The sequence below is a fragment of the Oerskovia sp. Root918 genome (assembly GCF_001428945.1).
GTDB classification, from domain to species: domain Bacteria; phylum Actinomycetota; class Actinomycetes; order Actinomycetales; family Cellulomonadaceae; genus Oerskovia; species Oerskovia enterophila.
This window is the reverse complement of record NZ_LMJG01000015.1, coordinates 126,702-149,609: the sequence shown is the minus strand read 5'-3', so window position 1 is coordinate 149,609 and position 22,908 is coordinate 126,702. Positions and strand designations below refer to the sequence as shown.

Here is a 22,908-nt window from a genome sequence, read left to right as displayed (position 1 = left end):
GGACGATCCAGCCGCAGGAACCGCTGCGGCGGTAGGGTCACGGAATCGGAACATCGCGGTACGCACCGCAGGACCGTTCACGCAAACACTCATGGGGGAGGGCGCATGCCCAGCAGGACGTCAGAGACCACGCAACCACGCGAGGGTGCCCGCGGGGTACCTGAGCGCGCGCCCGACACGTCGGCGACGCGCGAGGCCCCTGGGCGAGGCTCCGGCGCTGCACCCCGTGGCTACGCGAAGGGCCGCGCCAAGCGCGACGAGATCCTCGAGGCGGCGACCGGGCTCTTCGGCGAGGTCGGCTACCACTCGGCGTCGCTCCGCGAGATCTCCTCGCGCGTCGGCATCTCCCACCCCGGTCTGCTGCACCACTTCCCGACCAAGGAGCTGCTCCTCCAGGCGGTCCTCGAGCACCGTGACGAGGTGGACTTCGCGCTGCTCGCGGACGACCTGGCGCAGGGTGTCGCGTACTTCGACGCCCTGGTCAACGTCGTCGAGCGCAACGCGGCCCGCCCCGGGATCGTCGAGCTCTACTGCATCCTGTCGGCCGAGGCCACGGCTCCCGACCACCCCGCGCACGAGTACTTCCAGCGCCGATACGACGACGTGCTCGCCCGGAGCCGACGTGAGCTCACGGACCGCGCGGCCCAGGGCCGGCTGCGGCCCGACGTCGACATCCCGGCCACCGCGCGAGCGATCGTCGCCCTCATGGACGGGCTCCAGGTCCAGTTCCTGCTCGAGCGCAACGGGCCGCGCCCGCCCGTCGACATGGCGGCCGGCCTCCGTGCCTACCTCTCGCTGATCCTGCCGGACGCGGCACCGGCAGAGGCCGAGACCTCCGACTGAGGTCGCAGGCATGACGCCTGGCGCTTGAGGGGCTGGTGGCTGGTGGCGGCCGACGGCTGGCCGCTGACGCAGCTCGCCGGCCGGTGGCGGCCGACCTCCGACCGCTGACGGCCGGGTCGCTGTCGGCCCGACACGCGAACGGGCGCCCCCGGATCCGTCGATCCAGGGGCGCCCGTCGGTCGTCCGGTCAGGCCTCGCCGGACGCAGCGAGGAGCTGGTCGAGCTGGGCCTCGTCGAACAGCATGCCGTCGAAGGCCGCGATGACCCGCAGCGGCATGTCACCGGCGAGCGCCAGCATCCCCTCGTCCAGGGGCATCGCGGAGGTGTCGTCGGTCTGCGCCATGGCGGTCCGGATGATCTCGCCCGCGACCGGGTGGGCGAGGGCCTCGCTCAGCGTCGACGACGGGGTCAGCGGCGGGGTGATGTCCTCGCCGACCACGGTGACGGTGGCGGACCCGCGCAGGTCACGGGACGAGGCGCCCCCGGACACCACGAACTCGCCGCCCTCGACGACCCAGCGCCGCAGCACGGGGTGCCAGTACGACAGGTCGCGTGCGTCGAGCTCGAACGAGAGGGTGCGCGTCCCGCCCGGAGCGAGCGCGACCTTCCCGAACGCCTTGAGCTCGCGCTCGGGGCGCTCGACCGCGGCCTGCGGGTCGCCCACGTAGACCTGGACGACCTCGGCTCCGGCGACGGCTCCCGTGTTGGTGACGGTCACGTCCACGGTGAGCGACGCCGTCGGGCCCTCGCCCGAGACCGTGACCGACAGGTCCTCGTACGCGAAGGTCGTGTACGACAGGCCGTGGCCGAACGGGAAGGCGACGTCCATCCGCTTGGCGTCGTAGTAGCGGTACCCGACCAGGACGCCCTCGCCGTAGCGGACGTGGCCGAACTCGCCCGGGAAGTTCCCGTACGACGCGTTGTCCTCGAGCCGGAGCGGGACGGTCTCGGTCAGCTTGCCCGACGGGTTGCGGACGCCGAACAGCAGGTCCGCGACCGCGCCGCCGCCCGCCTGGCCGCCGAGCCAGCCCTCGAGGATCGCCGCGGTGTGGTGCTGCCAGGGGGCGATCGTGACGGCCGACCCGTTCGCGAGCACCACGACGACGTGCGAGCACACGGCCGCCACGGCCTCGAGGAGCGCAACCTGGTTCGCGGGCAGGTCCATGTCGTCGCGGTCGAAGCCCTCGGACTCGTGGCTCGCGGGCAGGCCCAGGAAGAGGACGACGGTCTCGGCGCCCCGTGCCAGCTCGACGGCCTCGGTGCGGAGGGCGTCGTCGGCCGCCGACGTCTCGGCCGTGATGCCGAAGCCCGCCGCGAACGGGACCTCGGTGCCGGCGATCGCGCGGATCTCCGTCAGGGCGTCGTCGAGGCGCGTCGGCTGGACCTGGCTCGACCCGGCGCCCTGGTAGCGCGGGGTGCGTGCGAACTCGCCGACGACGGCGAGCGACGCGGCGGCGGCCGGGTCGAGGGGGAGGACGGGCGTGCCGTCGACGGACTCGTTGCGCAGGAGGACCGCGCCCTCGGCGGCGGCCTCGCGGGCGAGGGCGTGGTGCTCGGCCACGTCGAAAGCGCCGGGCTCGGCGAGCGCGGGCAGGGCGCGGTTCAGGAGCGTGAGGTGGCGGCGGACCGCCTGGTCGAGGATCGCCTCGTCGAGCTCGCCGGCGCGGACCGCGGCGACGACCTGCGCGTCGGTGCGGCCGCCCGTGGCGGGCATCTCGAGGTCGAGACCGGCGGCGAGCGCGGCGACGCGGTCGGAGACTGCTCCCCAGTCGGAGACCACGACGCCGTCGTAGCCCCACTCGTCACGCAGGACCTCGGTGAGCAGCCAGTGGTCCTGCGATGCGTACGTCCCGTTGATCTTGTTGTACGAGCACATGACGGTCCACGGCGAGGCCTTCTTCACCGCCCGCTCGAAGCCCGTCAGGTAGATCTCGCGCAGCGTGCGCTCGTCGACGTCGGCGGAGACGCGCATGCGGTCGGTCTCCTGGTTGTTGGCCGCGAAGTGCTTGAGCGAGGTGCCCACGCCCTGGCTCTGGATGCCCCGGATCAGCGCGGCGCCCAGGTCGCCCGAGACCACGGGGTCCTCGGAGAAGTACTCGAAGTTGCGGCCGCAGAGCGGGGAGCGCTTGATGTTGATGCCGGGGCCGAGGAGCACGGCGACGTCGTTGGCGCGGGTCTCGCGACCGAGCGCCTTCCCGACGCGGTCGAGCAGGTCGACGTTCCACGTGGAACCGAGAGCGGCGGCCGTGGGGAAGCACGTCGCGGGGACCGAGTTCGCGAGGCCCAGGTGGTCCGAGGCCCCGCTCTGCTTGCGCAGGCCGTGCGGGCCGTCGGTGACCATGACCGCAGGAACCTCGGCACCCGCTCGCTCGACGGGCTGCGTGTGCCAGAAGTCCAGCCCCGACGTCAGCGACGCCTTCTCCTCGAGCGTGAGCTCCTGGACGAGCCGCTCGACGTCGAGCGGTCCGGCGGTGCGCGCAGTGGTGGGGGTGGCGGTGTTCTCGTTGCTCACGGTGCACTTCCTCGAGGGTTCGCGGCCAAGCCGCTCTGCTTGTTCCTCCGAGACTATCCGAGAAACCTACCGAGTGGTAGGTGTGTCGCGGCGGGCGTCAGTCGATGAGCGATCCTTCGGTCAGCACGGGCGTCGCGGCCAGGCAGAGGCCGGTCCGGTCACCCTCGGTCCACGACTCCTCCGAGGGGGTCCAGACCGACAGCTCGATCCCCGCGGGGTCGACGTCGTCCACCAGGACCGCCGGCACGCAGACGCGCGAGACCCTCGACTCGACGTCGCCCTGCCCGGGCCAGAGCGAGTCCGCCGAGAAGTCGGTGCGGGCCACGACCTGGGCCTCGTGAGGTTCCGCGCACGGGACGACGCGCACCGTGGTGACGGGGCCGTCGTCGGGCAGGTCGGCGAGGCAGTTCCCCAGGACGAGCTGCCGCGCGTGCGCGTCCTGCGGTGCGCTCACGTCGGCGGGCAGCGCGCGCGTCGCGGCGCCGCCCAGCAGCAGGGCGACGGTGACGGCGATCGCCGTCAGCGTCGTGGCCAGACCCAGCGCGATCCCCGCCCAGGCGAGCCCGACGCCTCGTGTGCCGTTCCGTCGGATCCGCGCGAGCGCCGCGGCCCCGACGCCTACACCGACCGGCCCGAGCAGCAGCCCCGTCGGGATCGCCGCAAAGGCCAGGGGCTCGGTCCGGGCAGCAGCGGGCTGCCAGCCCGGCGCGTAGTAGACGTCCTGGTCGTACCCGGACGGGGGAGGCGGGGTGCTCATACGGAGCCCGCTGCGATGCCGATGAACCAGAGCGCGAGGAGCGCCGTCATGACCGCGCCCACCGCGATCCCCGTGATCGCGTACCCGCGTCCGGTCGTCCCGTCGCGCGAGATCTGCTGGAGGGCCACGATCCCCAGGACCAGGCCGACGATCCCGGGGAAGAAGCACAGGGCGAGCCCGGCGAGCGACGTGATCATCGACGCGAGAGCCAGTCCGCTCTGCCGCGGAGGGGGAGCGAACGACGCCGTCCAGGCTGGCCCCTGGGGCCCCTGCTGCCAGGCCGGCGGCATCCCCTGCGGGGCGCCGGGATACGGCGTGGTCGGACCGGGGGGCCACTGTCCCTGGGGGTACGCACCGGGCGCAGGCGGGTAGGGAGAGCCGTACGGGTTCCCGTGGACGGGCGTCCCCGGTGCGCCGTACGGAGGGTGGGCCGGGCCGCCCGACGGCGGAGGCGCCGTCGGGAACCCTGCACCGGACGGCCCGGCGGGAGGGAAGTACGGGTCCGGTTCGACGGGCGCGTCCTCGATGCCGGCCGCGGGCGGCTGGTACGGGACGAGCGGAGGCTGACGCGTCGGTCCGCCGGGGGAGAGGTAGGGGTTGGGCGGAGGCGTCGGATCCTGGTCCGGTGCGCCGGGGCCCTGCGGCGGGTAGGAGGTCATGGGAGAACCGTAGCGACGTGGCGCGGACCTCGGTGGAACTCCCCACAGGACTCACCCTGCGGAGGCCCTTCGCGGACGGGGGCGGAGGCTCGCGCATATTTTGTGAGGATTCCACCCTAAACCACCCCTGGCCCTCGTTCGCACGGCTCCGCGCGTCTATGATCGTGGTGGTACCGGGCATCCGCGGTCTCTCGTACGAGGGATTTGGAAGGAGTCGTGCTTTTCTCGCTCGGCTCTCCGGTGCCCTACCGAGCGCGGCCGGCACAGGTCGCGCGCGACGCATCACCGAGCAGTGAGGACGTCATGACCCTGCCACAGGCCGCACAGGCTCCCGCCACCACGAACGATCGAGCGGCGGTGGTTCTCGCTGCCGGTCACGACGACGCGTCGCGCGAGCTCATCACGCGCCCGCTCGGCGAAGCGACCGTGGTCGAGCTCGCCGTCGCCAACGTCCGCAAGATCGTCGCCGACGACCGCATCGTGGTGGTCGTCGCCCCGGGCGACACCACGGTCCGCGGACTGCTGGGCGACGACCTCACGTACGTCGAGCAGCAGGACCTGCCGGGGACGGGCGGGGCGGTGCTCGCGGCCCGATCCACGATCGAGGCCTTCGCGACCCCCGCGCGAGAGGTCCTCGTCGCCTACGCCGACACGCCGCTCCTGCGCTCCGAGTCGCTGCTCGGCCTCCTGACCCGTCACACGCTCAAGGGCGCGGACCTCTCGCTGCTCGCTGCCGTCGTGACGGAGGACCTGCCCACCTACGGGCGCATCGTCCGCGAGGACGGCGAGATCACCGCGATCCTCGAGGAGGAGGACCGCCCGGCCGACGCCGGGACCGGCGGGGCCCCCGCCGAGGTCAACGTGGGTGCCTACGTCGCGTCCCCCGGCCTGCTGTTCGCCGAGCTCGAGGCCATGCTCGCCGGCGGCGAGCACCGGCTCACCGAGCTCGCCCGCCGCGTCATCGCCAAGCACAAGAGCATCTCCTCGTACCGGATCTACGACACCGACGAGGTCCGGGGCATCAACACCCCCGAGGAGCTCCAGGAGGCCGCGGACATCCTCCTCAAGCGGCTCTTCATGCCCAAGAAGAACACCGACACCAAGATCGTGTTCGGCACCGGCGGGTGGCGCGCCATCATCGGCGAGGGCTACACGCTCGCGAACGTGCGTCGCCTGTGCCAGGCGATCGCGAACGAGACGGTCCGCAAGGGCATCGACGGGCTCGGCGTCGTGATCGGCGGCGACCGCCGCTTCCTCTCGCGCGAGTCCGCCGTCGCGGCGGCAGAGGTCTTCGCGGGCAACAACATCCCGGTCACCCTCCTGCCCGACGACGTCCCCACGCCCCTCGTGACGTTCGCGGCCCCGTACCTCGGCGCGGCCTACGGCATCATCGTCACCTCGAGCCACAACCCGCCCGAGTGGAACGGCATGAAGGTCTTCCGCCAGGACGGCTCCCTGCCCCTCGACGACGAGACCGACCGCTACCAGGACGAGGCCAACGCGCTGAGCGTCGACGACGTCATCACGCTCGACCTCGCGGTCGCCCGCAAGGCCGGGCTGGTCGTGGACAAGGTCCTCACCGAGCCCTACGTCGACGCGATCGAGAAGATCGTCGACGTCGACGCCGTCCGCGGCTCGGACCTGCGCGTGATCGTCGACCCCATGTACGGCACGAGCCAGCTCACGCTCGGCACCATCCTCAACGACATGCGCGTGCGCTCCGAGTTCATCCACGCCTCGCACAACCCGCTGTTCGGCGGGATCGCGCCCGCACCGGACCTGCAGCGCCTGTCGACCCTGATCTCGATGATCAAGCAGGGCGACGGCCGCTACGACCTGGGCATGGCGACGGACGGAGACTCCGACCGCATCGGCATCGTCGACGAGACCGGCGAGTACATCTCGACCAACGACCTCCTGCTCCTCCTCTACTGGTACCTGCACGAGTTCCGCGGCGAGAAGGGCGGCGTCGTGCGCAACCTCGCGACGACGCACCTGCTCGACCGGCTGGCCGCGCACTTCGGCGAGGAGTCGCGCGAGGTCAAGGTCGGCTTCAAGCACGTCACGGCCGGCATGGAGGAGATCGGCGCGGTGCTCGGCGGCGAGTCCTCGGGCGGCCTCACGGTCCGCGGCTGGATCCTCGGCAAGGACGGCATCTTCGCGTGCGCCCTGGTCGTCGAGATGCTCGCCCGCACGGGCAAGAAGATCTCCGAGCTGCGCGAGATGATCTACGAGATCACGGGTCGTCTCTACACGCTCGAGGCCGGCGTCGACTCGACGCCGGAGATGCGGGTCGCCGTGCCGCGCCGCCTCGAGGCGGACCCGCTCACGCACATCGGGCCCTACCCGGTCGTGAGCATCTCCCACCTCGACGGCACAAAGATCGTCCTCGAGAACGACAACTGGGCGCTCCTGCGGTTCTCCGGGACCGAGCCCGTGCTGCGCATGTTCGTCGAGGCCGACTCCCCCGAGAAGGCCACCGAGCTCCTCGACTGGCTCAAGGGCTTCGTCACGGCGGGCGTCTGAGCCTCCTTCCCCCGGGGTCCTGCGACCTCGGAGGCTCGGACACGGGCCCGCGGCGCCACGACGCGCCGCGGCCCGGCCCGGCCCACCTCATCACCTCCCCACCCCACCTCACCGACAGGAACCGACCCGACGATGCGCTACGGCCACTTCGACACCGCTCGCGACGAGTACGTCATCGAGCGCCCAGACGTCCCCGTCTCGTGGACGAACTACCTGGGCACCAAGGACTTCTGCACCGTGCTCTCGCACAACGGCGGCGGCTACTCGTACTACAAGTCGGCGCAGACCGGCCGCATCTCGCGGTTCCGCCAGAACGGCGTCCCGCTCGACCGCCCGGGGCACTACGTGTACCTGCGCGACGAGGCCGACGGCGACTTCTGGTCGGTGTCGTGGCAGCCGGTGGGCAAGCCGCTGGCGGAGGACGGTGCGCCTCTGGACCCCTCGGGCGGGGCGGGCCGCTGGACCACGCGCCACGGCCTGAGCTACTCGACGTTCGAGGCCCGGTACAAGGGCATCGACGCCCAGCAGACGATCTTCATCCCGCTGGACGACGACGTCGAGATCTGGGACGTGCGCCTGACCAACACGACCGACGAGGTCCGTGAGCTGACGGTCGGGTCGTACGTGGAGTTCTCCTTCCACACGATCACGATCGACAACCAGAACCTGCAGATGTCGCTCTACTCGACGGGGTCGTCCTACGAGGACGGCATCATCGAGTACGACGCCTACTACGAGCCGTGGACGTTCCACTACTTCGCGTCGAGCGAGACGCCGTCGTCGTACGACTCGCTGCGTGACAACTTCATCGGCCCCTACCGCTCCGAGGCCAACCCGATCGCGATCGAGCGCGGGTACGGCTCGAACGATAGCGCGACGACGCAGAACCACTGCGGTGCGCTCCAGCACAAGATCACGCTCCAGCCGGGAGAGACCAAGCGCCTCGTCTACATGCTCGGCTACGGCTCGCGCGCCGAGGCCGGTCGTGCGATGCAGGCCAAGTACGCGGACGTCGCGACGGTCGACGCCGAGCGTGCCCGCCTGGCCGCCTACTGGAAGGCCAAGCAGGACAAGCTGCGCATCCGCACGCCCCACGAGGGCATGAACACGATGATCAACTCGTGGACGCTGCTCCAGGCGGAGACCTGTGTCGTGTGGTCGCGCTTCGCGTCGTTCGTCGAGGTCGGCGGACGCAGCGGCCTGGGCTTCCGCGACACGGCCCAGGACGTCATGAGCGTCATCCACACCAACCCGACCAAGACGCACCAGCGCATCGTCGAGCTCCTGCGGGCCCAGACGGAGGCGGGCTACGGCCTGCACCTGTTCGAGCCCAAGGCGTTCGACCCGGACGCGCCCAAGCTCCCCGACGTCCCGTCGCCCACGATCGTCCCGACGCCGGACCCCAAGGACCTCATCCACGGGCTCGAGGACACGTGCTCGGACGACCACCTGTGGCTCGTGCCGTCGGTCGTGGAGTACGTCAAGGAGACGGGCCGCCTCGAGTTCCTCGACGAGGAGATCCCGTTCGCGGAGGGCACGCCCGCCACGGTGTACGAGCACCTCACGCGCGCGCTCGACTTCTCGAGCCAGCAGGTCGGTCAGAACGGTGTGGCCCTGGGCCTGCGTGCGGACTGGAACGACTGCCTCAACCTGGGCGGCGGCGAGACCTCGCTGGTCACGTTCCTGCACGCGTGGGCCATCCAGGCGTTCCTGGAGCTCGCACGGCACCGTGCCGCTGCCGGGGACGAGGCCGCGGCAGCGGACGTCGCCAAGTACGAGGCCGAGCTCGAGCGCATCGCGAAGGTCGCGGACACCCAGCTCTGGGACGGCGCCTGGTGGATCCGCGGCTACACGCGCGACGGCGTGAAGATCGGCTCGAACGACAACGACGAGGGCAAGATCTTCCTCGAGCACCAGGCGTGGCCCGTCATCGCGGGCATCACGACCCAGGAGCGCGGCGAGGCGTCGATGGACTCGGTGCGCGAGCTCCTGGGCTCGGAGTACGGCAACCACCTGAACTGGCCGGCGTTCACCAAGGTCGACGACACGGTCGGGTTCGTGACGCGCGTGTACCCGGGCATCAAGGAGAACGCGGCGATCTTCTCGCACCCGAACGCGTGGCCCATCATCGCCGAGGCCATGCTGGGCCGCGGTGACGAGGCCGTGCAGTTCTACGACGCGATCCTGCCGTACAACCAGAACGACAACATCGAGGTCCGCGGGGCCGAGCCGTACGCCTACGTGCAGTTCCTGTACGGCCGTGACCACGAGTGGTTCGGCAAGGCGCAGAACCCGTGGCTCACGGGCACCGCAGGCTGGATGTACACGGCCGCGACCAAGTACATCCTCGGTGTGCGCCTGGCTCTCGACGGTCTGGTCGTCGACCCGTCGATCCCCAAGGACTGGGACGGCTTCGAGGTGCGTCGCGAGTGGCGCGGAGCGGTCTACGAGATCGAGGTCCGCAACCCCGACCACGTCTCGAAGGGCGTGACGTCGGTGACGCTCGACGGCGTCGAGCTCGACCCGACGCAGCCGATCCCGGCCCAGCCGGAGGGCTCGGAGGTCAAGGTCGTGGTGACGCTGGGCTGACCGCCAGCCGCTGAGTGCGGAGCAGCTGTCGTCGAACGGCTCGTCCGACGACAGCTGCTCCGCACTCAGCGTCTACGGGACCCGGTGGTCAGTCCGAGAAGTCCACGATCACGGGAACGTGGTCCGAGGCGCCCTTGCCCTTGCGCTCGTCGCGGTCGATCTCCACGCCCGTCGCGCGGGCCCGCAGCGCGGGGGACAGGTAGGCGAAGTCGATCCGCATGCCCTGGTTCTTGGGGAAGCGCAGCTGCTGATAGTCCCAGTACGTGTACTTGTGCTCCTCGGGGAAGAACTCGCGCGTGACCTCGGTGTACCCGGCCGCCGCGAACGCCGAGAACGCCTCCCTCTCGGGCGGGGAGGTGTGCGTGTGCCCCGCGAACACGGCCGGGTCCCACACGTCGGTGTCGAGCGGCGCGACGTTCCAGTCGCCGACCAGCGCCACCTGCGCCGCAGGATCGGCCGCGAGCCAGCCCGCGGCCTGCTCGCGCAGGTTGCCGAGCCACTCGAGCTTGTACGGGTAGTGCGGGTCGTCGAGCCCGCGCCCGTGCGGTACGTACAGGCTCCACACGCGCACGCCGCCGCACGTCGCGCCGATCGCCCGGGCCTCCAGGTGCGGCTCGGCCCCGAAGTGCGGTTGCGTCGCGAAGCCCGTCTCGACGTCCTCGATCCCCACGCGGGACACGATCGCGACCCCGTTCCACTGGCTCAGCCCGAAGTGCGCGACCTCGTACCCCGCGGCCTCGAAGACCTCGTGCGGGAACTGGGCGTCCTTGCACTTGGTCTCCTGCAGCGCGAGCACGTCGGTGCCCGAGCGTTCCAGGAAGGCCACGGCCCGCTCGGCGCGGGCTCGGATCGAGTTGATGTTCCAGGTGGCGAGTCGCATGGCGCCCAGGCTAGCCGGGGCGACCCACGCCCGGTGCGGGTGGACGGCGAGCCGACGGCCCGAGGTGCGTGGCGCCGTCGGGCACGGGGGTCCCCCGACCGCCGCGCGCCCCCTAGGCTGGGCCCATGGCGACTGCACTGATCACCGGCGCGAGCGCCGGCCTGGGCCTCGAGTTCGCGTGGCAGCTGGCCACGGCCCGTCACGACCTGGTCCTCGTCGCGCGCGACGCCGAGCGCCTCGAGCGCGTCGCGGCGCAGATCCGCGCGGCCGCGGGCGTGCGGGTCCAGGTGCTCCCGGCGGACCTCTCGGTGCCCGACGACGTCGCGCGCGTCGCAGCACGTCTCGCCGTGGTCGACGAGGACGAGGCAGGGCAGCGACCCGTGGGCCTGCTCGTCAACAACGCCGGCTACGCGGTGCACCAGCGCTTCGTGGGCGGGGACGTCGACGCCGAGGTCAAGGCGCTGGACGTCATGGTGCGCGCGGTCCTGGTGCTCTCGCACGCCGCAGCGGGCCAGATGACCGAGCGCGGGCGCGGCGCGATCCTCAACGTCGCGTCGGTCGCGGCGCTCACGGCGAGCGGGACCTACTCGGCCGCCAAGGCGTGGGTGCGGACGTTCACCGAGGGGCTCGCGGTCGAGCTGCGCGGGACGGGCGTGACGGCCACGGCCCTGTGCCCGGGGCTCACGCACACCGAGTTCCACGAGCGGGCCGGGATCGACTACACGCAGCTTCCCGAGGTCGCGTGGCTCAACGCGGACCGGGTCGTCGCGGCGGCCCTCGCGGACGTGCGCCGCGGCGTCGTGATCTCGACGCCCTCGCTGCGGTACCGGCTGGCGTCGGGGCTGCTCAAGGTCGCACCGCGTGCCGCCGTGCGGGCGTTCGAGGCGCGCTGACCGGTCTCGGGTCGCGGTCGGGCGCGGAGGACGGACCCGCAGGAACGCTAGCCTTGACCCCATGACCGACACCTCCACGCACCTGTCCCCGACGCCCCGCGAGCAGCTCCGCGACCTGATCGCCGAGCTGGCGATCGTGCACGGGAAGGTCACGCTCTCCTCGGGCAAGGAAGCCGACTACTACGTGGACCTGCGCCGCATCACGCTGCACCACCGCGCGGCGCCGCTCGTCGGGCACGTCCTGCTGGACCAGCTCGAGGAGGCCGGGCTGGGGACCGCGGAGGTCGACGCCGTGGGCGGTCTGACGCTCGGTGCTGACCCCATCGCGACCGCGCTGCTGCACGCCGCGGCCTCGCGGGGCCAGGACCTCGACGCGTTCGTGGTGCGCAAGGCCGCCAAGGCCCACGGGATGCAGCGTCAGATCGAGGGGCCGGAGATCGCGGGGCGCCGCGTCGTCGTCGTCGAGGACACGACGACGACGGGTGGCTCGCCCATCACGGCGATCGAGGCGGCGCGGGCAGCGGGCGCCGAGGTCGTGGGCGTCGCGACGATCATGGACCGCGACACGGGTGCGCGCGAGAAGATCGAGGCGCTGGGCGTGCCCTACTTCTCGATCTTCGGCCTGACGGACTTCGACCTCGCCTGAGCAGGCCTGAGCAGGTCTTGAGCGACCCGTGAGCGGGCCGGCAGCGGGAGGGGGCACGTCGTGACCTGGGTGGCGTGGGTCGTCTTCGTCGTCGTGGACGTCGTCGTGATCGGTCTGATGTACGTGTTCTGGCGGGCCGGCAAGGCGCGGCTGCGCATGTTCGAGGCGTGGGCCGCGCGCCACGGGTGGCGCTACGAGGCCCTCGACCGCGAGCTCGCGAAGCGCTGGCGGGGGACCCCGTTCGGGGCGGGGCACGACCGCAAGGCGACCGAGGTCCTCGCAGGCGAGTACGCAGGCCGCCCGGCGCTGTCGTTCACGTACGTCTGGACCGTCGGGGGCGGCAAGAGCGAGACGACGCACACGGCGCACGTGGTCGCCCTGTTCCTGCCGGCGGTGCTGCCCGCGCTCGAGCTGACGCCCGAGGGCTTCGGGGCCAGGCTCGCCAAGGCGTTCGGCGGGCAGGACGTGCAGCTCGAGTCGGAGGACTTCAACCGGGCCTGGCGCGTCGAGACGAGCGACCTCCGGTTCGCGCACCAGGTCCTGCACCCGCGCCTCATGCACCGTCTCCTCGAGCCGGACTTCGCGCGACGCAACGTGCGGATCGAGGGGGACGCGATCCTCGGGTGGACGGGTGGCAGGACGGTCCTGGACAACGTGTTCCCCCTCATGTCGCGGCTCGCGGCCGTGGCCGACGCGATCCCGGACCACGTCTGGCTCGACCGCGGGGCGTCGCCACCGCGTCGGCAGGGAGACCGGCCCCGCTCCGCGCCGACGTGGGGGACGCCGGCTCCCTGACGCCTCGGTCCGGGGTGCCCTGCTCCCCGCTACGATGCACGTACCTTCCGCGTCGCCCGACGACGTCACGCACCTCGGCCTGTCGGGCCCGGGCGCGCGGGCGTCCGGGCCGGGCGGTCCGACACCTCAGCCCAAGGGGGCAGCATGTCAGGCGGCATCATCGCCTTGATCGTCATCGGCGTCATCGTCCTGATCGTCCTCTTCTGGGCGGTCGCGCAGTACAACGGCTTCGTCCGGCTGCGGAACCTGGTGCAGGAGTCGTGGCGTCAGATCGACGTCGAGCTGCACCGGCGCCATGACCTCATCCCGAACCTGATGGAGACCGTGAAGGGGTACGCCGCGCACGAGCGGGGCGTCTTCGAGCAGGTCGCCGCGGCGCGTTCGGCAGCGGCGGGACCGGTCTCCGGTCCGGCGGACCAGGCAGCCAAGGAGAACCAGCTGACGCAGGCGCTCGGGCGGCTGTTCGCGGTCGCCGAGGCCTACCCGCAGCTCCGTGCCAGCGAGAACTTCGGTCAGCTCCAGGCCGAGCTGACGAACACCGAGGACCGCATCGCGGCCGGTCGTCGGTTCTACAACGCGAACGTCCGCACGCTGAACACCAAGGTCGAGACGTTCCCGCCGAACGTCATCGCGAAGATGTTCGGCTTCCAGCGGGCCGAGTACTTCGAGGTCGACAACCCGGCGGTGCGCAACGCGCCGCGCCTGGACTTCAACGGCAACGGCCCGATCCTCGACCGCTGAGGTCGAGGACCGGCCGCGACGTGCGGCACGGACGGACGAGGGGCGGTGCGCCAGGGGCGCGCCGCCCCTCGGCGCGTCCCGGTCCGACAGGCGTCTGAGACGAGGGTGTGACTCCGACCACAGGAGATAAGGTAATCCTTGCTTTGGTGAGGCACGCCTTATATGGTCCACAGGGCGATGGTCGAGAGACCTGCCGCCCTGACGCCGCCATCGCGGGCGGCCCACGAACCATCACGGGAGACCGAGTGCTCATCACGCAACGAGGAGGGCGCCGTCGCGCTCTCGCCTCACTCCTGACCGGAGCGCTCGTCGCCGGTCTCGCAGTCGTCGGGGTCACTCCCGCCAGCGCCGCGGACACCGTCACGGTGTCGGGCGGCAGCGCCACCTGGAACCTCAAGGACAGCTGGACCGGATACGTCGGCGGTGCGGGGACGATCACGCCGGCGCTGAGCAACGGCAAGTCCGTGTACTCGCCCGCGAGCGGCAGCATCGACCCCGTGACGGGCGTCGGCGCGCTGCGCTTCGGTGGATCGACCAACTACAAGGCGCACGGCGGCGTCCTCGACATCACGGTCGCCGACCTGCGTCTCACGATCAGCTCGCCGACGACCGGCGTCCTCACCGCGGACGTCACCACGGCCGCCGGGTTGGCAGACGACGTCAAGGTCGCCGACGTGGCCGTGAGCACGGCCCGCGCGGGCGACACGCTCACCGTCACGGCGAACGGGGCCCTGTCCAGCGCGTTCGGTGCGCTCGACGGCAACTTCTCCGACTACGTCGGCCAGCCGATGTCGACCTTCACCGCCACGCTCGACGCGCCGCTCCCGGTGGCGCCGGCCGCACCGACGACCACGACGCTCGCGGTCGCCCCGGCGGGCACCTCGGTCGAGGGGACCGCGGTCGCGCTGAGCGCGACGGTCGCCCCGGCCGCAGCGGGCAGCGTCGAGTTCCTCGACGGAGCCACGTCGCTGGGCACGGCCACGGTGTCCGACGGCGCCGCTCGCCTCGACGTCGCGGCTCCGGCAGTGGGGGAGCACGCCTACTCGGCACGCTTCACCCCGGCCGACGCAGCCGCGTTCGTCGCCTCGACGTCCGCGTCCACCGCGCACACCGTGACGGCCAAGACCGTCGATCCGCCGGCTCCGGTCGCAGACCCCAAGGTGACGGTCACGCCGAGCGCGGATGTCGACCCCGCGGTCGAGAACAAGTTCACGATCTCGGGGACGGGGTTCGTGGGTGCTGGCGCGAAGAACGGTGCCTACGTCCTGCTGGGCGAGTCGTCGATCTGGAAGGGCGAGGGCCCGCTCCTGGCCGAGGGCTGGCTGCAGCAGGTCTACGTCCGCTCGATCGTCGACGGCGCGTTCAGGACCACGATCACGGTCCCGGCGGGCTCGTTCGACGCCACGAAGGAGTACGTGGTCGCGACGTCGGCCGCGCACGCCCTCTCGGTCACGGATCGTTCGCTCGACACGTTCACGCCCGTCACGTTCAAGGGTCGAGGTGTTCGCTGCTGATGGTGTGACGCCGTTGAAGAGCACCGTGGTGCGTCCTGGTGATGCGGTCGTGGTGAAGGGTTCTGGTTTCGATCCGGCCGCGAACGTCGGTGGGCGTGGGGTGCCGATCCCGGCGAACCTGCCGCAGGGCACGTATGTGGTGTTCGGGTCGTTCGCGGACGAGTGGCAGCCCTCGRCTGGTGCTCCGGCGTCGGCTCGTAAGGTCGGGCCGCAGGCGTGGGCTCTGGCGGAGTCGGTGCTGGACCAGGTTCCGCCGGCTTTCCAGGGGACGATCCGCAAGCAGTGGGTCGACATCGCCGAGGACGGTTCGTTCGAGGGTGGGTCGTTCGGGGTCTACACGTACGCGGCTGGTGGCGTGAAGAACGCTGCTCAGGAGCTCTCGGTCCCGGTCAACTTCACGAACGCCCCGGCTCCTGCACCGCTCACGGTCACCCCCTCGGCGCCGTCGGTCACGGCGGGAGCCAAGCTGTCGCTCACCGTCGCGGGTCTTGCGACCGGCGACAAGGTCTCGTCCGTCCGTCTGGGTGGTGCAGCGGCAACCTTCGTCGTGAACGACGGGGCGGTCGTCGTGACGGTGCCGGCGGACCAGGCGCCGGGTGAGCTCACTGTCGCCGTGACGAGCGCGCTCGGTGCCACGGGGACGGCGACCGTCACCGTGGTCGCCAAGCCCGTCACCCCGCCGACCTCCGGCGTCGCCGGGAGCCTGCAGTGGGGCGTCAAGGAGTCCTTCCGCAGCTACATCACGGGGAACATCGCGAAGGGTGGCATCCAGACGTCCGGTGGAGCAACGGGCGCCGCGAGCGACCGCTACACGTTCCCCCAGTCCGCGAAGAGCGCGTTCGACACGGCCGCACGTCAGGGCAAGGTCGACTACGCCGGTACCGTCCGCTTCACCGGGCACGGTGGGGTGCTCGACGTCCGACTCACGAACCCCCGCATCGTCGCCACAGGCGGCCAGGCGACCCTGGTCGCAGACGTCGACTCGAAGGACATCGACGGCGGTTCGTTCGTACAGGCCGGCGTCACGATCGCGACGCTCGACCTGTCCGCAGCGAAGGCCACGACCGCGAACGGTTCGACGACCTACGCGGACGTCCCTGCTGTCCTCACGGCAGCTGGTGTCCCGGCGTTCGGCTCGTTCTACACGGCCGGCGACGCGCTCGACCCCGTGACCTTCACGGTCGGCGCTGCGGTCGACAACCCGGGCACGACGCCGGGCGAAGGGTCGGGCAACACCGACGGTTCGGGTACGCCGAAGGACCCGGCCGTGGCCGACCTCTCCGTCTCGCAGGTCGCCCCCGGCGACCAGGTCACGATCAGCGGCTTCGGGTTCGGGGCGAACGAGTCGGGCCTGCGCGTCGAGGTCCACTCCACCCCGCGGGTGCTCGCCACGGGCATCACGGCCAACGCCGGTGGCGCTGCCACGTCGACCGTCACGATCCCCAAGGATCTTCCGGCGGGCGAGCACACGCTGCTCCTCATCGGCGCGAACCACACCGCGTCCGCGGCCATCACGGTCACGAGTTCGAGCACCTCGGGCAGCGGTTCCAGCGCTCAGCAGTGCTACGCGCAGGGTGTCAACGGCGCCACGTTGACCTGGGCCGTGAGCGACAAGTTCCGCGCGTACATCGCGGGGCCCATCGCCAAGGGCTCGGTCTCGGCCAGCGGTGCCAAGGACAACGGCTCCACGACCACGTGGAGCGGTGGCAAGGGATCGTTCAACACCGAGCTCGGCAAGGGCCGCGCCGCCTTCGCAGGCTCGGTGGCCTTCACCGGCCACGGCGGCATCCTCGACCTGCAGATCTCCAACCCGCGGGTCCAGGTCAACGGCGGCAGCGGCACGCTCGTCGTCGACGTCGTGAGCAGCGACATGGAGGGCAACAAGTCCACGAGCAAGGGTGTCGCGTTCGCGAACCTCGACCTCTCGGGCAAGAAGTCGACCTCGGGCACCACGATCACGTGGACCGGCGCGCCGGCCACGCTGACGGCCGCAGGCGCCAAGGCGTTCGCGGGCTTCTACGAGGCAGGGACCGCACTGGCTCCCGTCACGTTCAGCTTCCCGATCGGGGGCGACGTCGAGTGCGACGCGTTCTCGGGACTTGCCGCCACCGGCACCGAGGCGGGCAACGTCACGGCCCTCGCGGTGATGCTGCTCCTCAGCGGCGCGGGCCTGCTCGCGGTGAGCAGGCGCCGTCGGGCACGCGCGACCGCCTGACGCACGACCGCCCGCCGTTCGTCGTCCTCGCCTCAGCCGGTCGCAGCGACCTCGGACGCTGGCCGGTAGCGGTGCTCCAGGCGCCCCGCGGAGCCGTGGTGGGGGTGTTTCTGCCTCGGCACGGCCGATCGCAGGCCTGCGAGGCCCCGCCGCACGCTGCCCTGGTACCCCGAGGGCGAGTTCTAGCGGTCGTCGCAACACCCAAGCGATGGGCATGCGATGGGCTTCGAGATTCGTCAGGAGCGGCAGAGTGCTGGGCGGAGGGCTGAGGTTCGAGAGGGCGGAATACTCCCGCCTCATGGACCTTGGTTACGCCAACGCCGAGGCGTGCGATCGAGCAGGTATCAACCCTCGAACGGGCAGGGAGTGGCGCAACGGTCGTCCGGACGGGCGAAAGAGGCCCCCGCCGCCGAGCTCAACGCCCGGCCTCGCAAGACGCTGGGCTGGCAGACACCAGCCCGGCGTCTCCGCAACTCATCACTCGGCCGATGTGATGCCCCTTCACATCACGCTAGGTATCAATGCCATGGCCAGGTATAGCCACCGCCGTCTTCACCGCTCGAGCTAAGACGGGAACCGAAAGCTGGCCAGCGTCATCGGCAGGCGCGTCCTCAAGTTCGCCGGCCAACCTCTGGAAGAACGCCTCTGCGGCGAAGGTGCTCCATAACTCAGGTGTGTCGTAGGCCGAGTCGCGCAAGTCCCACAAGGCACCGACAAGCTCGTCCGTCGTGCGGGCCGCATCGAGCCGCTGCAGCGCAATCGAGAGTCCGTCCATGCGCCGATCGTAGAGGTGAACGTCGGTCACGTGACCTTCGATGCCTACCCCTACGATCGTGATGGGACGCTGTGCTATACACACCGTGTTGCGACGAACGCTAGAACTCGCCGAGCTGGTCGGGGGCCGGGGCAGCGTGCTGTCCGGGAGCGTGGGTCAGACGAGGTCGACGAGGTTCGCGATCGAGTCGACGACCTTGCTGGGACGGAACGGGAACGTGTCGACCTCGTGGATCTTGGTCGAGCCCGTCATGACGAGGTAGGTGTAGAGCCCGGCCTCGATGCCCGCGACGACGTCGGTGTCCATGCGGTCGCCGATCATCGCGGTCGTCTCGGAGTGCGCGTCGATGCGGTTGAGCGCGGACCGGAACATCATGGGGTTGGGCTTGCCCACGAAGTACGGCTCGCGTCCGGTGGCGGCCGTGATCATCGCGGCGACCGCACCGGTCGCGGGCAGCGGTCCCTGTTGCGAGGGGCCGGTCGTGTCCGGGTTGGTGCAGATGAAGCGCGAGCCGCCCAGGATCAGGCGGACGGCCTTGGTGATCGCCTCGAACGAGTACGTGCGGGTCTCGCCGAGCACCACGTAGTCGGGGTCGGACTCGGTGAGCGTGTAGCCGGCCTCGTAGAGGGCCGTGGTCAGGCCCGCCTCGCCGATCGCGTAGGCGCTGCCGCCGGGGACCTGGTCGCTCAGGAACTGCGCGGTGGCCAGGGCGGACGTCCAGATCGACTCCTCGGGCACCTCGATGCCCGAGGTCGCGAGGCGCGCACGCAGGTCGCGGGCCGTGAAGATCGAGTTGTTCGTCAGGATGAGGAACGGGCGTTCCTTGTCGCGCAGCGCGCGCACGAACTCGGCCGCTCCGGGGATGGCGTGGCCCTCGTGGACGAGCACGCCGTCCATGTCGGTGAGCCAGCTCTCGATCACGCGCGTCATCAGTGGTCCTCTCCAGGGGTGTGCTCGACGGCGTCCGTCGTCTTCTCGGACCGGGTCGGCGGGGCGGTGGTCGCCTCGGCCGTCGTCAGGGGGGTGTCGCTCGCACCTGCGGTCGGGACGGCGGGTGTGGCAGCGGTCGGGACGGCGGGTGTAACAGCGGTCGGGACGGCGGGTGTGGCAGCGGTCGAGGTCGCGTCAGCCGCAGCAGCGGCCGTCCCGACCGCGGCGAGCTGCGCCTTGGCGCTCCTCGCCTCGCGGCGGGCCCGCAGCACCTCGATCACCACGGGGACGACCGAGACGGCGACGATGAGGACGAGGATCGTCTCGATGTGGTCGTTGACGAACTGGACGTTGCCGAGCCAGTAGCCGAGCAGCGTCACGCCGACGCCCCACACGAACGCGCCGACCAGGTTGTAGGCGACGAACGTCCGGTAGCGCATGCCGCTCATGCCTGCGGCGACCGGGGCGAACGTCCGCAGGAAGGGGACGAACCGCGCCAGGATGACCGTGCGTCCGCCGAAGCGCTCGAAGTAGTCGTGGGCCTGGTCGATGTACTTGGTCTTGAGGACGCGGGCGTCAGGCGTGAAGAGGCGGGGGCCGATCTTGTTGCCGATCAGGTAGGCGAGCTGGTCCCCGAGGAACGCGGCGGCGAAGATCATGGCGCACACGACCCAGATCGACAGGTTCAGCTCGTCCTGGGCCACCAGGAGGCCCGCGGTGAAGAGCAGCGAGTCACCGGGCAGGAACGGGAAGAGCAGCCCGGTCTCGATGAAGACCACGGCGACGATGCCGAACACCGCGTACACGCCGAAGCGCTCGATGAAGCCGCTGATCATGGTCCGCGCGTCGAGCCAGTCCGGACCGAGCGCGACGACCTGGCCCCCGTCGACGGCAGAGAGCGCCGCGGCGGCGTGGGGCAGCGCTGAGGTCAGGAGCAGGTCGGTGAGCACGCCACCAGCGTAGTGGGCGTCCCGCTGCCCGGACCCGGGCCGTGTCGAGCGGCTGTCGAGCACTCGTGAACATCCTGCGGGGATCGGGCCCTGATGGTGCGCCGGGGACAATGGAGCCGTGACGAACTCCCCCGGGCGCCCCGCGCGCGACGACCTGCCCGCAGCGCGCTCCCGGACCGAGGCGCCCACCGGACGGCCGAGTGAGCCCTCGCCCGAGCCGCCGCTCGCCCGCGGCGAGGACCAGGTCGAGGTGGGCGTGGGCCCCTGGCCGGGCGGACGGGAGGCCTGGCCGACCGACGCGCGCTACGACGTCGACCTGCTCGAGCAGGGTGACCGGCGCAACGTCGTGGACGCCTACCGCTACTGGACGGTCGAGGCGATCGTCGCGGACATGGACGCGCGCCGCCCTGCGGACCGGCGCCTGCACGTCGCGATCGAGAACTGGGGCCACGACCTGAACATCGGGTCGGTCGTGCGCACTGCCAACGCGTTCAACGCGGCGGGCGTGCACATCGTGGGTCGGCGGCGCTGGAACCGTCGCGGTGCCATGGTCACCGACCGCTACCAGCACGTGAGCCATCAGCCGCAGGTCGAGGACCTGCTCGCGTGGGCCGCGGCGCAGCACGACGGCGCGGGCATCCCGGTGATCGGGATCGACAACGTCCCGGGCTCGATCCCGATCGAGGGCTTCGCGTTCCCGCCGGAGTGCGTCCTGCTGTTCGGGCAGGAGAGCAGCGGGCTCTCGGCCGAGGCGCGTGCGGCGAGCCGGGAGATCCTGCACATCACGCAGCTCGGGTCGACGCGATCGATCAACGCGGGGGCCGCGGCGGCGATCGCGATGCACGCGTGGGCCGTGCAGCACGCCTACCGGTAGCAGGCCGTCCGACCCCCGGGACGTCCCAACCAGTGGTGACGGACGTCCACCAGTGGGACGGGCCACACCGCCGGTAGGGATCCATGGCAAAATCATGGGGATAACAGGGCGCGCGGCAGTGTCGTCGGCACCCACCTCCTTCCGTCATTGGAGTTCTGCAGATGGCTATCGCAACCCCCGAGGTCTACGCCGAGATGATCGACCGCGCGAAGGCAGGCAAGTTCGCCTACCCCGCCGTCAACATCACGTCGTCGCAGACCATCACCGCCGCCATTCAGGGCTTCGCCGAGGCCGAGTCCGACGGCATCATCCAGGTCTCCGTCGGCGGCGCCGAGTACGCGGCGGGCTCGACCATCAAGGACCGCGTCACCGGTTCGCTCGCCCTCGCGGCGTACGCGACCGAGGTCGCCAAGAACTACGACGTCACCATCGCGCTGCACACGGACCACTGCGCCAAGCAGAACCTGGACTCCTGGGTCCGTCCGCTGCTCGCGCTGGAGATCGAGCAGGTCAAGGCCGGCAAGCTCCCCACGTTCCAGTCGCACATGTGGGACGGCTCGTCCGTGCCGCTCGACGAGAACCTGATCATCGCCGAGGAGCTCCTCGAGCTCTCCGTCGCCGCGCGCACCATCCTCGAGATCGAGGTCGGCGTCGTCGGTGGCGAGGAGGACGGCCACACGGCCGAGATCAACGACAAGCTCTACACGACGGTCGAGGACGGTCTCGCGACCGTCAAGGCCCTCGGTGCGGGCGAGAAGGGCCGCTACCTGACGGCCCTCACGTTCGGCAACGTGCACGGCGTCTACAAGCCGGGTGCGGTCAAGCTGCGTCCGTCGATCCTCGCGGACATCCAGAAGGCCGTCGGCGAGGCCATCGGCAAGGAGAACCCGTTCGACCTCGTCTTCCACGGCGGTTCGGGCTCCACGGCCGAGGAGATCACCGAGGCCGTGGACAACGGCGTCATCAAGATGAACATCGACACGGACACGCAGTACGCGTTCACGCGTCCGGTCGTCGACCACATCTTCCGCAACTACGACGGCGTCCTGAAGGTCGACGGCGAGGTGGGCAACAAGAAGGCCTACGACCCGCGCGCCTGGGGCAAGCTCGCCGAGGCCGGCATGGCTCAGCGCATCGTCGAGGCGTCGCAGCAGCTGCGTTCCGCGGGCCAGAAGATCCGCTGAACGGCTCGCTGAGCCGCCCGCGAGGGCGGTGAGCCCGGCGGGAGCGTCCCGCCACCAGGAGTGCCAGCAGGCCCCGGTCCGTCAGGACCGGGGCCTGCTGCGTGTCGTGGGGCGGCTCGGGCTGCCCGACGGCGGAGCGTCCGTCGGGCGGCCGGCCTCAGCGGTCGCTGCGCGGGAGGCGACGGCTCCCGTTGAGGTGAGTGACGCCGTCGGGCAGGTCGAAGCCGGGGTCCTCGTCGACGATGTCGAGCATGTCCCCGATGCGCGTGACCTCGAGCAGGAAGCGGACGGTCGGGGGAGCGCGCAGCACCCGGACACGGTGCGGCCCGCGCGTCGCGAGCCGCGCGAGGAACGCCACGCCCGAGGAGTCCATGAAGGTCACGTGGTGCGCGTCGATCTCGACGGGGAGGCCCGTGGCCTCGGCGTCCGCGGTCGCGTCCAGCAGGTCCGGGCCCAGATCGGCGTCGATCTCGCCCGACAGCACGATGCGGGCGCGTGTCGCCCCGACGATGACGTGAACGCTCGCAGGGTCGGACTGCTCCGTCACGACGTTGCTCGACCCGGTCGCGGGGTCGTCAGGCTCGCTACCAACCGTGGTGTTACCGTCGCGCACGTTGCTCCTCCC

Annotated in this window: 19 protein-coding genes; 11 read left to right on the top strand and 8 right to left on the bottom strand. The window is 71.1% G+C overall.

Annotation, left to right across the window (positions count from 1 at the left end; translation table 11 throughout):
• Positions 1–105: 105 nt before the first annotated feature.
• The gene (locus ASE27_RS15905; RefSeq protein WP_082609014.1) at positions 106–843 is read left to right on the top strand and encodes a TetR/AcrR family transcriptional regulator; all 738 of its coding nucleotides are present in this window, start codon (positions 106–108) and stop codon (positions 841–843) included.
• Positions 844–1,030: 187 nt separating this feature from the next.
• Here ASE27_RS15905 and ASE27_RS15900 read toward each other — a convergent pair whose 3' ends face one another.
• The 3 genes from ASE27_RS15900 to ASE27_RS15890 form a co-directional block, all read right to left on the bottom strand.
• Entirely contained in the window at positions 1,031–3,355 is a 2,325-nt protein-coding gene (locus ASE27_RS15900) for a glycoside hydrolase family 3 C-terminal domain-containing protein (protein WP_056652629.1), read from the bottom strand.
• 97 nt (positions 3,356–3,452) lie between these two features.
• On the bottom strand, positions 3,453–4,112 hold the full coding sequence (locus tag ASE27_RS15895; protein ID WP_082609013.1) for a DUF4190 domain-containing protein: 660 nt from the start codon (positions 4,110–4,112) through the stop codon (positions 3,453–3,455).
• Positions 4,109–4,771 carry a DUF4190 domain-containing protein gene (locus ASE27_RS15890; protein ID WP_056652626.1) on the bottom strand — a complete coding sequence of 221 codons (663 nt, stop codon included), beginning with the start codon at positions 4,769–4,771 and terminating at the stop codon, positions 4,109–4,111. Before ASE27_RS15890 ends, ASE27_RS15895 begins: the two co-directional genes overlap by 4 nt.
• 303 nt (positions 4,772–5,074) lie before the next feature.
• Here ASE27_RS15890 and ASE27_RS15885 point away from each other — a divergent pair, with 303 nt between their 5' ends.
• Together ASE27_RS15885 and ASE27_RS15880 are read left to right on the top strand one after the other, a co-directional pair.
• Positions 5,075–7,297, top strand: coding sequence for an NTP transferase domain-containing protein (locus ASE27_RS15885; protein ID WP_056652623.1), 2,223 nt, complete (start codon positions 5,075–5,077; stop codon positions 7,295–7,297).
• Positions 7,298–7,429: 132 nt separating this feature from the next.
• Positions 7,430–9,886 carry a GH36-type glycosyl hydrolase domain-containing protein gene (locus ASE27_RS15880; RefSeq protein ID WP_056652620.1) on the top strand — a complete coding sequence of 819 codons (2,457 nt, stop codon included), beginning with the start codon at positions 7,430–7,432 and terminating at the stop codon, positions 9,884–9,886.
• Between the two features lie 88 nt (positions 9,887–9,974).
• Here the strand turns inward: ASE27_RS15880 and ASE27_RS15875 are convergent, their stop codons facing one another.
• The gene (locus ASE27_RS15875; protein WP_056652617.1) at positions 9,975–10,766 is read right to left on the bottom strand and encodes an exodeoxyribonuclease III; all 792 of its coding nucleotides are present in this window, start codon (positions 10,764–10,766) and stop codon (positions 9,975–9,977) included.
• A gap of 125 nt (positions 10,767–10,891) precedes the next feature.
• Here ASE27_RS15875 and ASE27_RS15870 point away from each other — a divergent pair, with 125 nt between their 5' ends.
• The 6 genes from ASE27_RS15870 (at position 10,892) to ASE27_RS15845 (ending at position 17,570) form a co-directional block, all read left to right on the top strand.
• Positions 10,892–11,659, top strand: coding sequence for an SDR family oxidoreductase (locus ASE27_RS15870; RefSeq protein ID WP_056652614.1), 768 nt, complete (start codon positions 10,892–10,894; stop codon positions 11,657–11,659).
• Positions 11,660–11,720: 61 nt separating this feature from the next.
• Positions 11,721–12,305, top strand: coding sequence for an orotate phosphoribosyltransferase (pyrE, locus tag ASE27_RS15865; RefSeq protein ID WP_056652610.1), 585 nt, complete (start codon positions 11,721–11,723; stop codon positions 12,303–12,305).
• Positions 12,306–12,365: 60 nt separating this feature from the next.
• Entirely contained in the window at positions 12,366–13,100 is a 735-nt protein-coding gene (locus tag ASE27_RS15860; RefSeq protein ID WP_157257665.1) for a hypothetical protein, read from the top strand.
• Between the two features lie 144 nt (positions 13,101–13,244).
• Positions 13,245–13,841 carry a LemA family protein gene (locus ASE27_RS15855; RefSeq protein ID WP_056652604.1) on the top strand — a complete coding sequence of 199 codons (597 nt, stop codon included), beginning with the start codon at positions 13,245–13,247 and terminating at the stop codon, positions 13,839–13,841.
• Positions 13,842–14,086: 245 nt separating this feature from the next.
• Complete coding sequence (locus tag ASE27_RS15850; protein ID WP_056652601.1) at positions 14,087–15,355, top strand: HtaA domain-containing protein; 1,269 nt, start codon at positions 14,087–14,089, stop codon at positions 15,353–15,355.
• A 100-nt stretch (positions 15,356–15,455) separates the two neighbouring features.
• Complete coding sequence (locus ASE27_RS15845; protein WP_056652598.1) at positions 15,456–17,570, top strand: HtaA domain-containing protein; 2,115 nt, start codon at positions 15,456–15,458, stop codon at positions 17,568–17,570.
• A gap of 511 nt (positions 17,571–18,081) precedes the next feature.
• On the opposite strand, the gene ASE27_RS20320 is transcribed toward ASE27_RS15845, so the two are convergent.
• The 3 genes from ASE27_RS20320 to ASE27_RS15830 all read right to left on the bottom strand — a co-directional run bounded on the left by ASE27_RS20320 (position 18,082) and on the right by ASE27_RS15830 (position 20,225).
• The gene (locus ASE27_RS20320; protein WP_157257664.1) at positions 18,082–18,345 is read right to left on the bottom strand and encodes a hypothetical protein; all 264 of its coding nucleotides are present in this window, start codon (positions 18,343–18,345) and stop codon (positions 18,082–18,084) included.
• 156 nt (positions 18,346–18,501) lie between these two features.
• Positions 18,502–19,275, bottom strand: coding sequence for an HAD-IIA family hydrolase (locus ASE27_RS15835; protein WP_056652593.1), 774 nt, complete (start codon positions 19,273–19,275; stop codon positions 18,502–18,504).
• Positions 19,275–20,225: a DedA family protein gene (locus tag ASE27_RS15830; RefSeq protein ID WP_200955965.1), complete on the bottom strand. Its 951-nt coding sequence runs from the start codon at positions 20,223–20,225 to the stop codon at positions 19,275–19,277. The genes ASE27_RS15835 and ASE27_RS15830 overlap by 1 nt, the downstream gene beginning before the upstream one ends.
• A gap of 154 nt (positions 20,226–20,379) precedes the next feature.
• Between ASE27_RS15830 and ASE27_RS15825 the strand changes: the two genes are divergently transcribed.
• Together ASE27_RS15825 and fbaA are read left to right on the top strand one after the other, a co-directional pair.
• On the top strand, positions 20,380–21,099 hold the full coding sequence (locus tag ASE27_RS15825; protein ID WP_056653471.1) for a TrmH family RNA methyltransferase: 720 nt from the start codon (positions 20,380–20,382) through the stop codon (positions 21,097–21,099).
• 161 nt (positions 21,100–21,260) lie between these two features.
• The gene (gene fbaA / locus ASE27_RS15820; RefSeq protein WP_056652591.1) at positions 21,261–22,283 is read left to right on the top strand and encodes a class II fructose-bisphosphate aldolase; all 1,023 of its coding nucleotides are present in this window, start codon (positions 21,261–21,263) and stop codon (positions 22,281–22,283) included.
• A gap of 157 nt (positions 22,284–22,440) precedes the next feature.
• Here the strand turns inward: fbaA and ASE27_RS15815 are convergent, their stop codons facing one another.
• The gene (locus tag ASE27_RS15815; protein WP_082609009.1) at positions 22,441–22,896 is read right to left on the bottom strand and encodes an STAS domain-containing protein; all 456 of its coding nucleotides are present in this window, start codon (positions 22,894–22,896) and stop codon (positions 22,441–22,443) included.
• Positions 22,897–22,908: the final 12 nt, after the last annotated feature.

What these genes read in the sequence shown, in the direction of transcription:
- ASE27_RS15855 (WP_056652604.1), top strand. Translation starts at nt 13,245, where the DNA reads ATGTCAGGCGGCATCATCGCCTTGATCGTCATCGGCGTCATCGTCCTG.
- ASE27_RS15885 (WP_056652623.1), top strand. Translation starts at nt 5,075, where the DNA reads ATGACCCTGCCACAGGCCGCACAGGCTCCCGCCACCACGAACGATCGA.
- pyrE (WP_056652610.1), top strand. Translation starts at nt 11,721, where the DNA reads ATGACCGACACCTCCACGCACCTGTCCCCGACGCCCCGCGAGCAGCTC.
- ASE27_RS15895 (WP_082609013.1), bottom strand. Translation starts at nt 4,112, where the DNA reads ATGAGCACCCCGCCTCCCCCGTCCGGGTACGACCAGGACGTCTACTAC.
- ASE27_RS15905 (WP_082609014.1), top strand. Translation starts at nt 106, where the DNA reads ATGCCCAGCAGGACGTCAGAGACCACGCAACCACGCGAGGGTGCCCGC.
- ASE27_RS15875 (WP_056652617.1), bottom strand. Translation starts at nt 10,766, where the DNA reads ATGCGACTCGCCACCTGGAACATCAACTCGATCCGAGCCCGCGCCGAG.
- ASE27_RS15870 (WP_056652614.1), top strand. Translation starts at nt 10,892, where the DNA reads ATGGCGACTGCACTGATCACCGGCGCGAGCGCCGGCCTGGGCCTCGAG.
- ASE27_RS15880 (WP_056652620.1), top strand. Translation starts at nt 7,430, where the DNA reads ATGCGCTACGGCCACTTCGACACCGCTCGCGACGAGTACGTCATCGAG.
- fbaA (WP_056652591.1), top strand. Translation starts at nt 21,261, where the DNA reads ATGGCTATCGCAACCCCCGAGGTCTACGCCGAGATGATCGACCGCGCG.
- ASE27_RS20320 (WP_157257664.1), bottom strand. Translation starts at nt 18,345, where the DNA reads ATGGACGGACTCTCGATTGCGCTGCAGCGGCTCGATGCGGCCCGCACG.
- ASE27_RS15835 (WP_056652593.1), bottom strand. Translation starts at nt 19,275, where the DNA reads ATGACGCGCGTGATCGAGAGCTGGCTCACCGACATGGACGGCGTGCTC.
- ASE27_RS15890 (WP_056652626.1), bottom strand. Translation starts at nt 4,771, where the DNA reads ATGACCTCCTACCCGCCGCAGGGCCCCGGCGCACCGGACCAGGATCCG.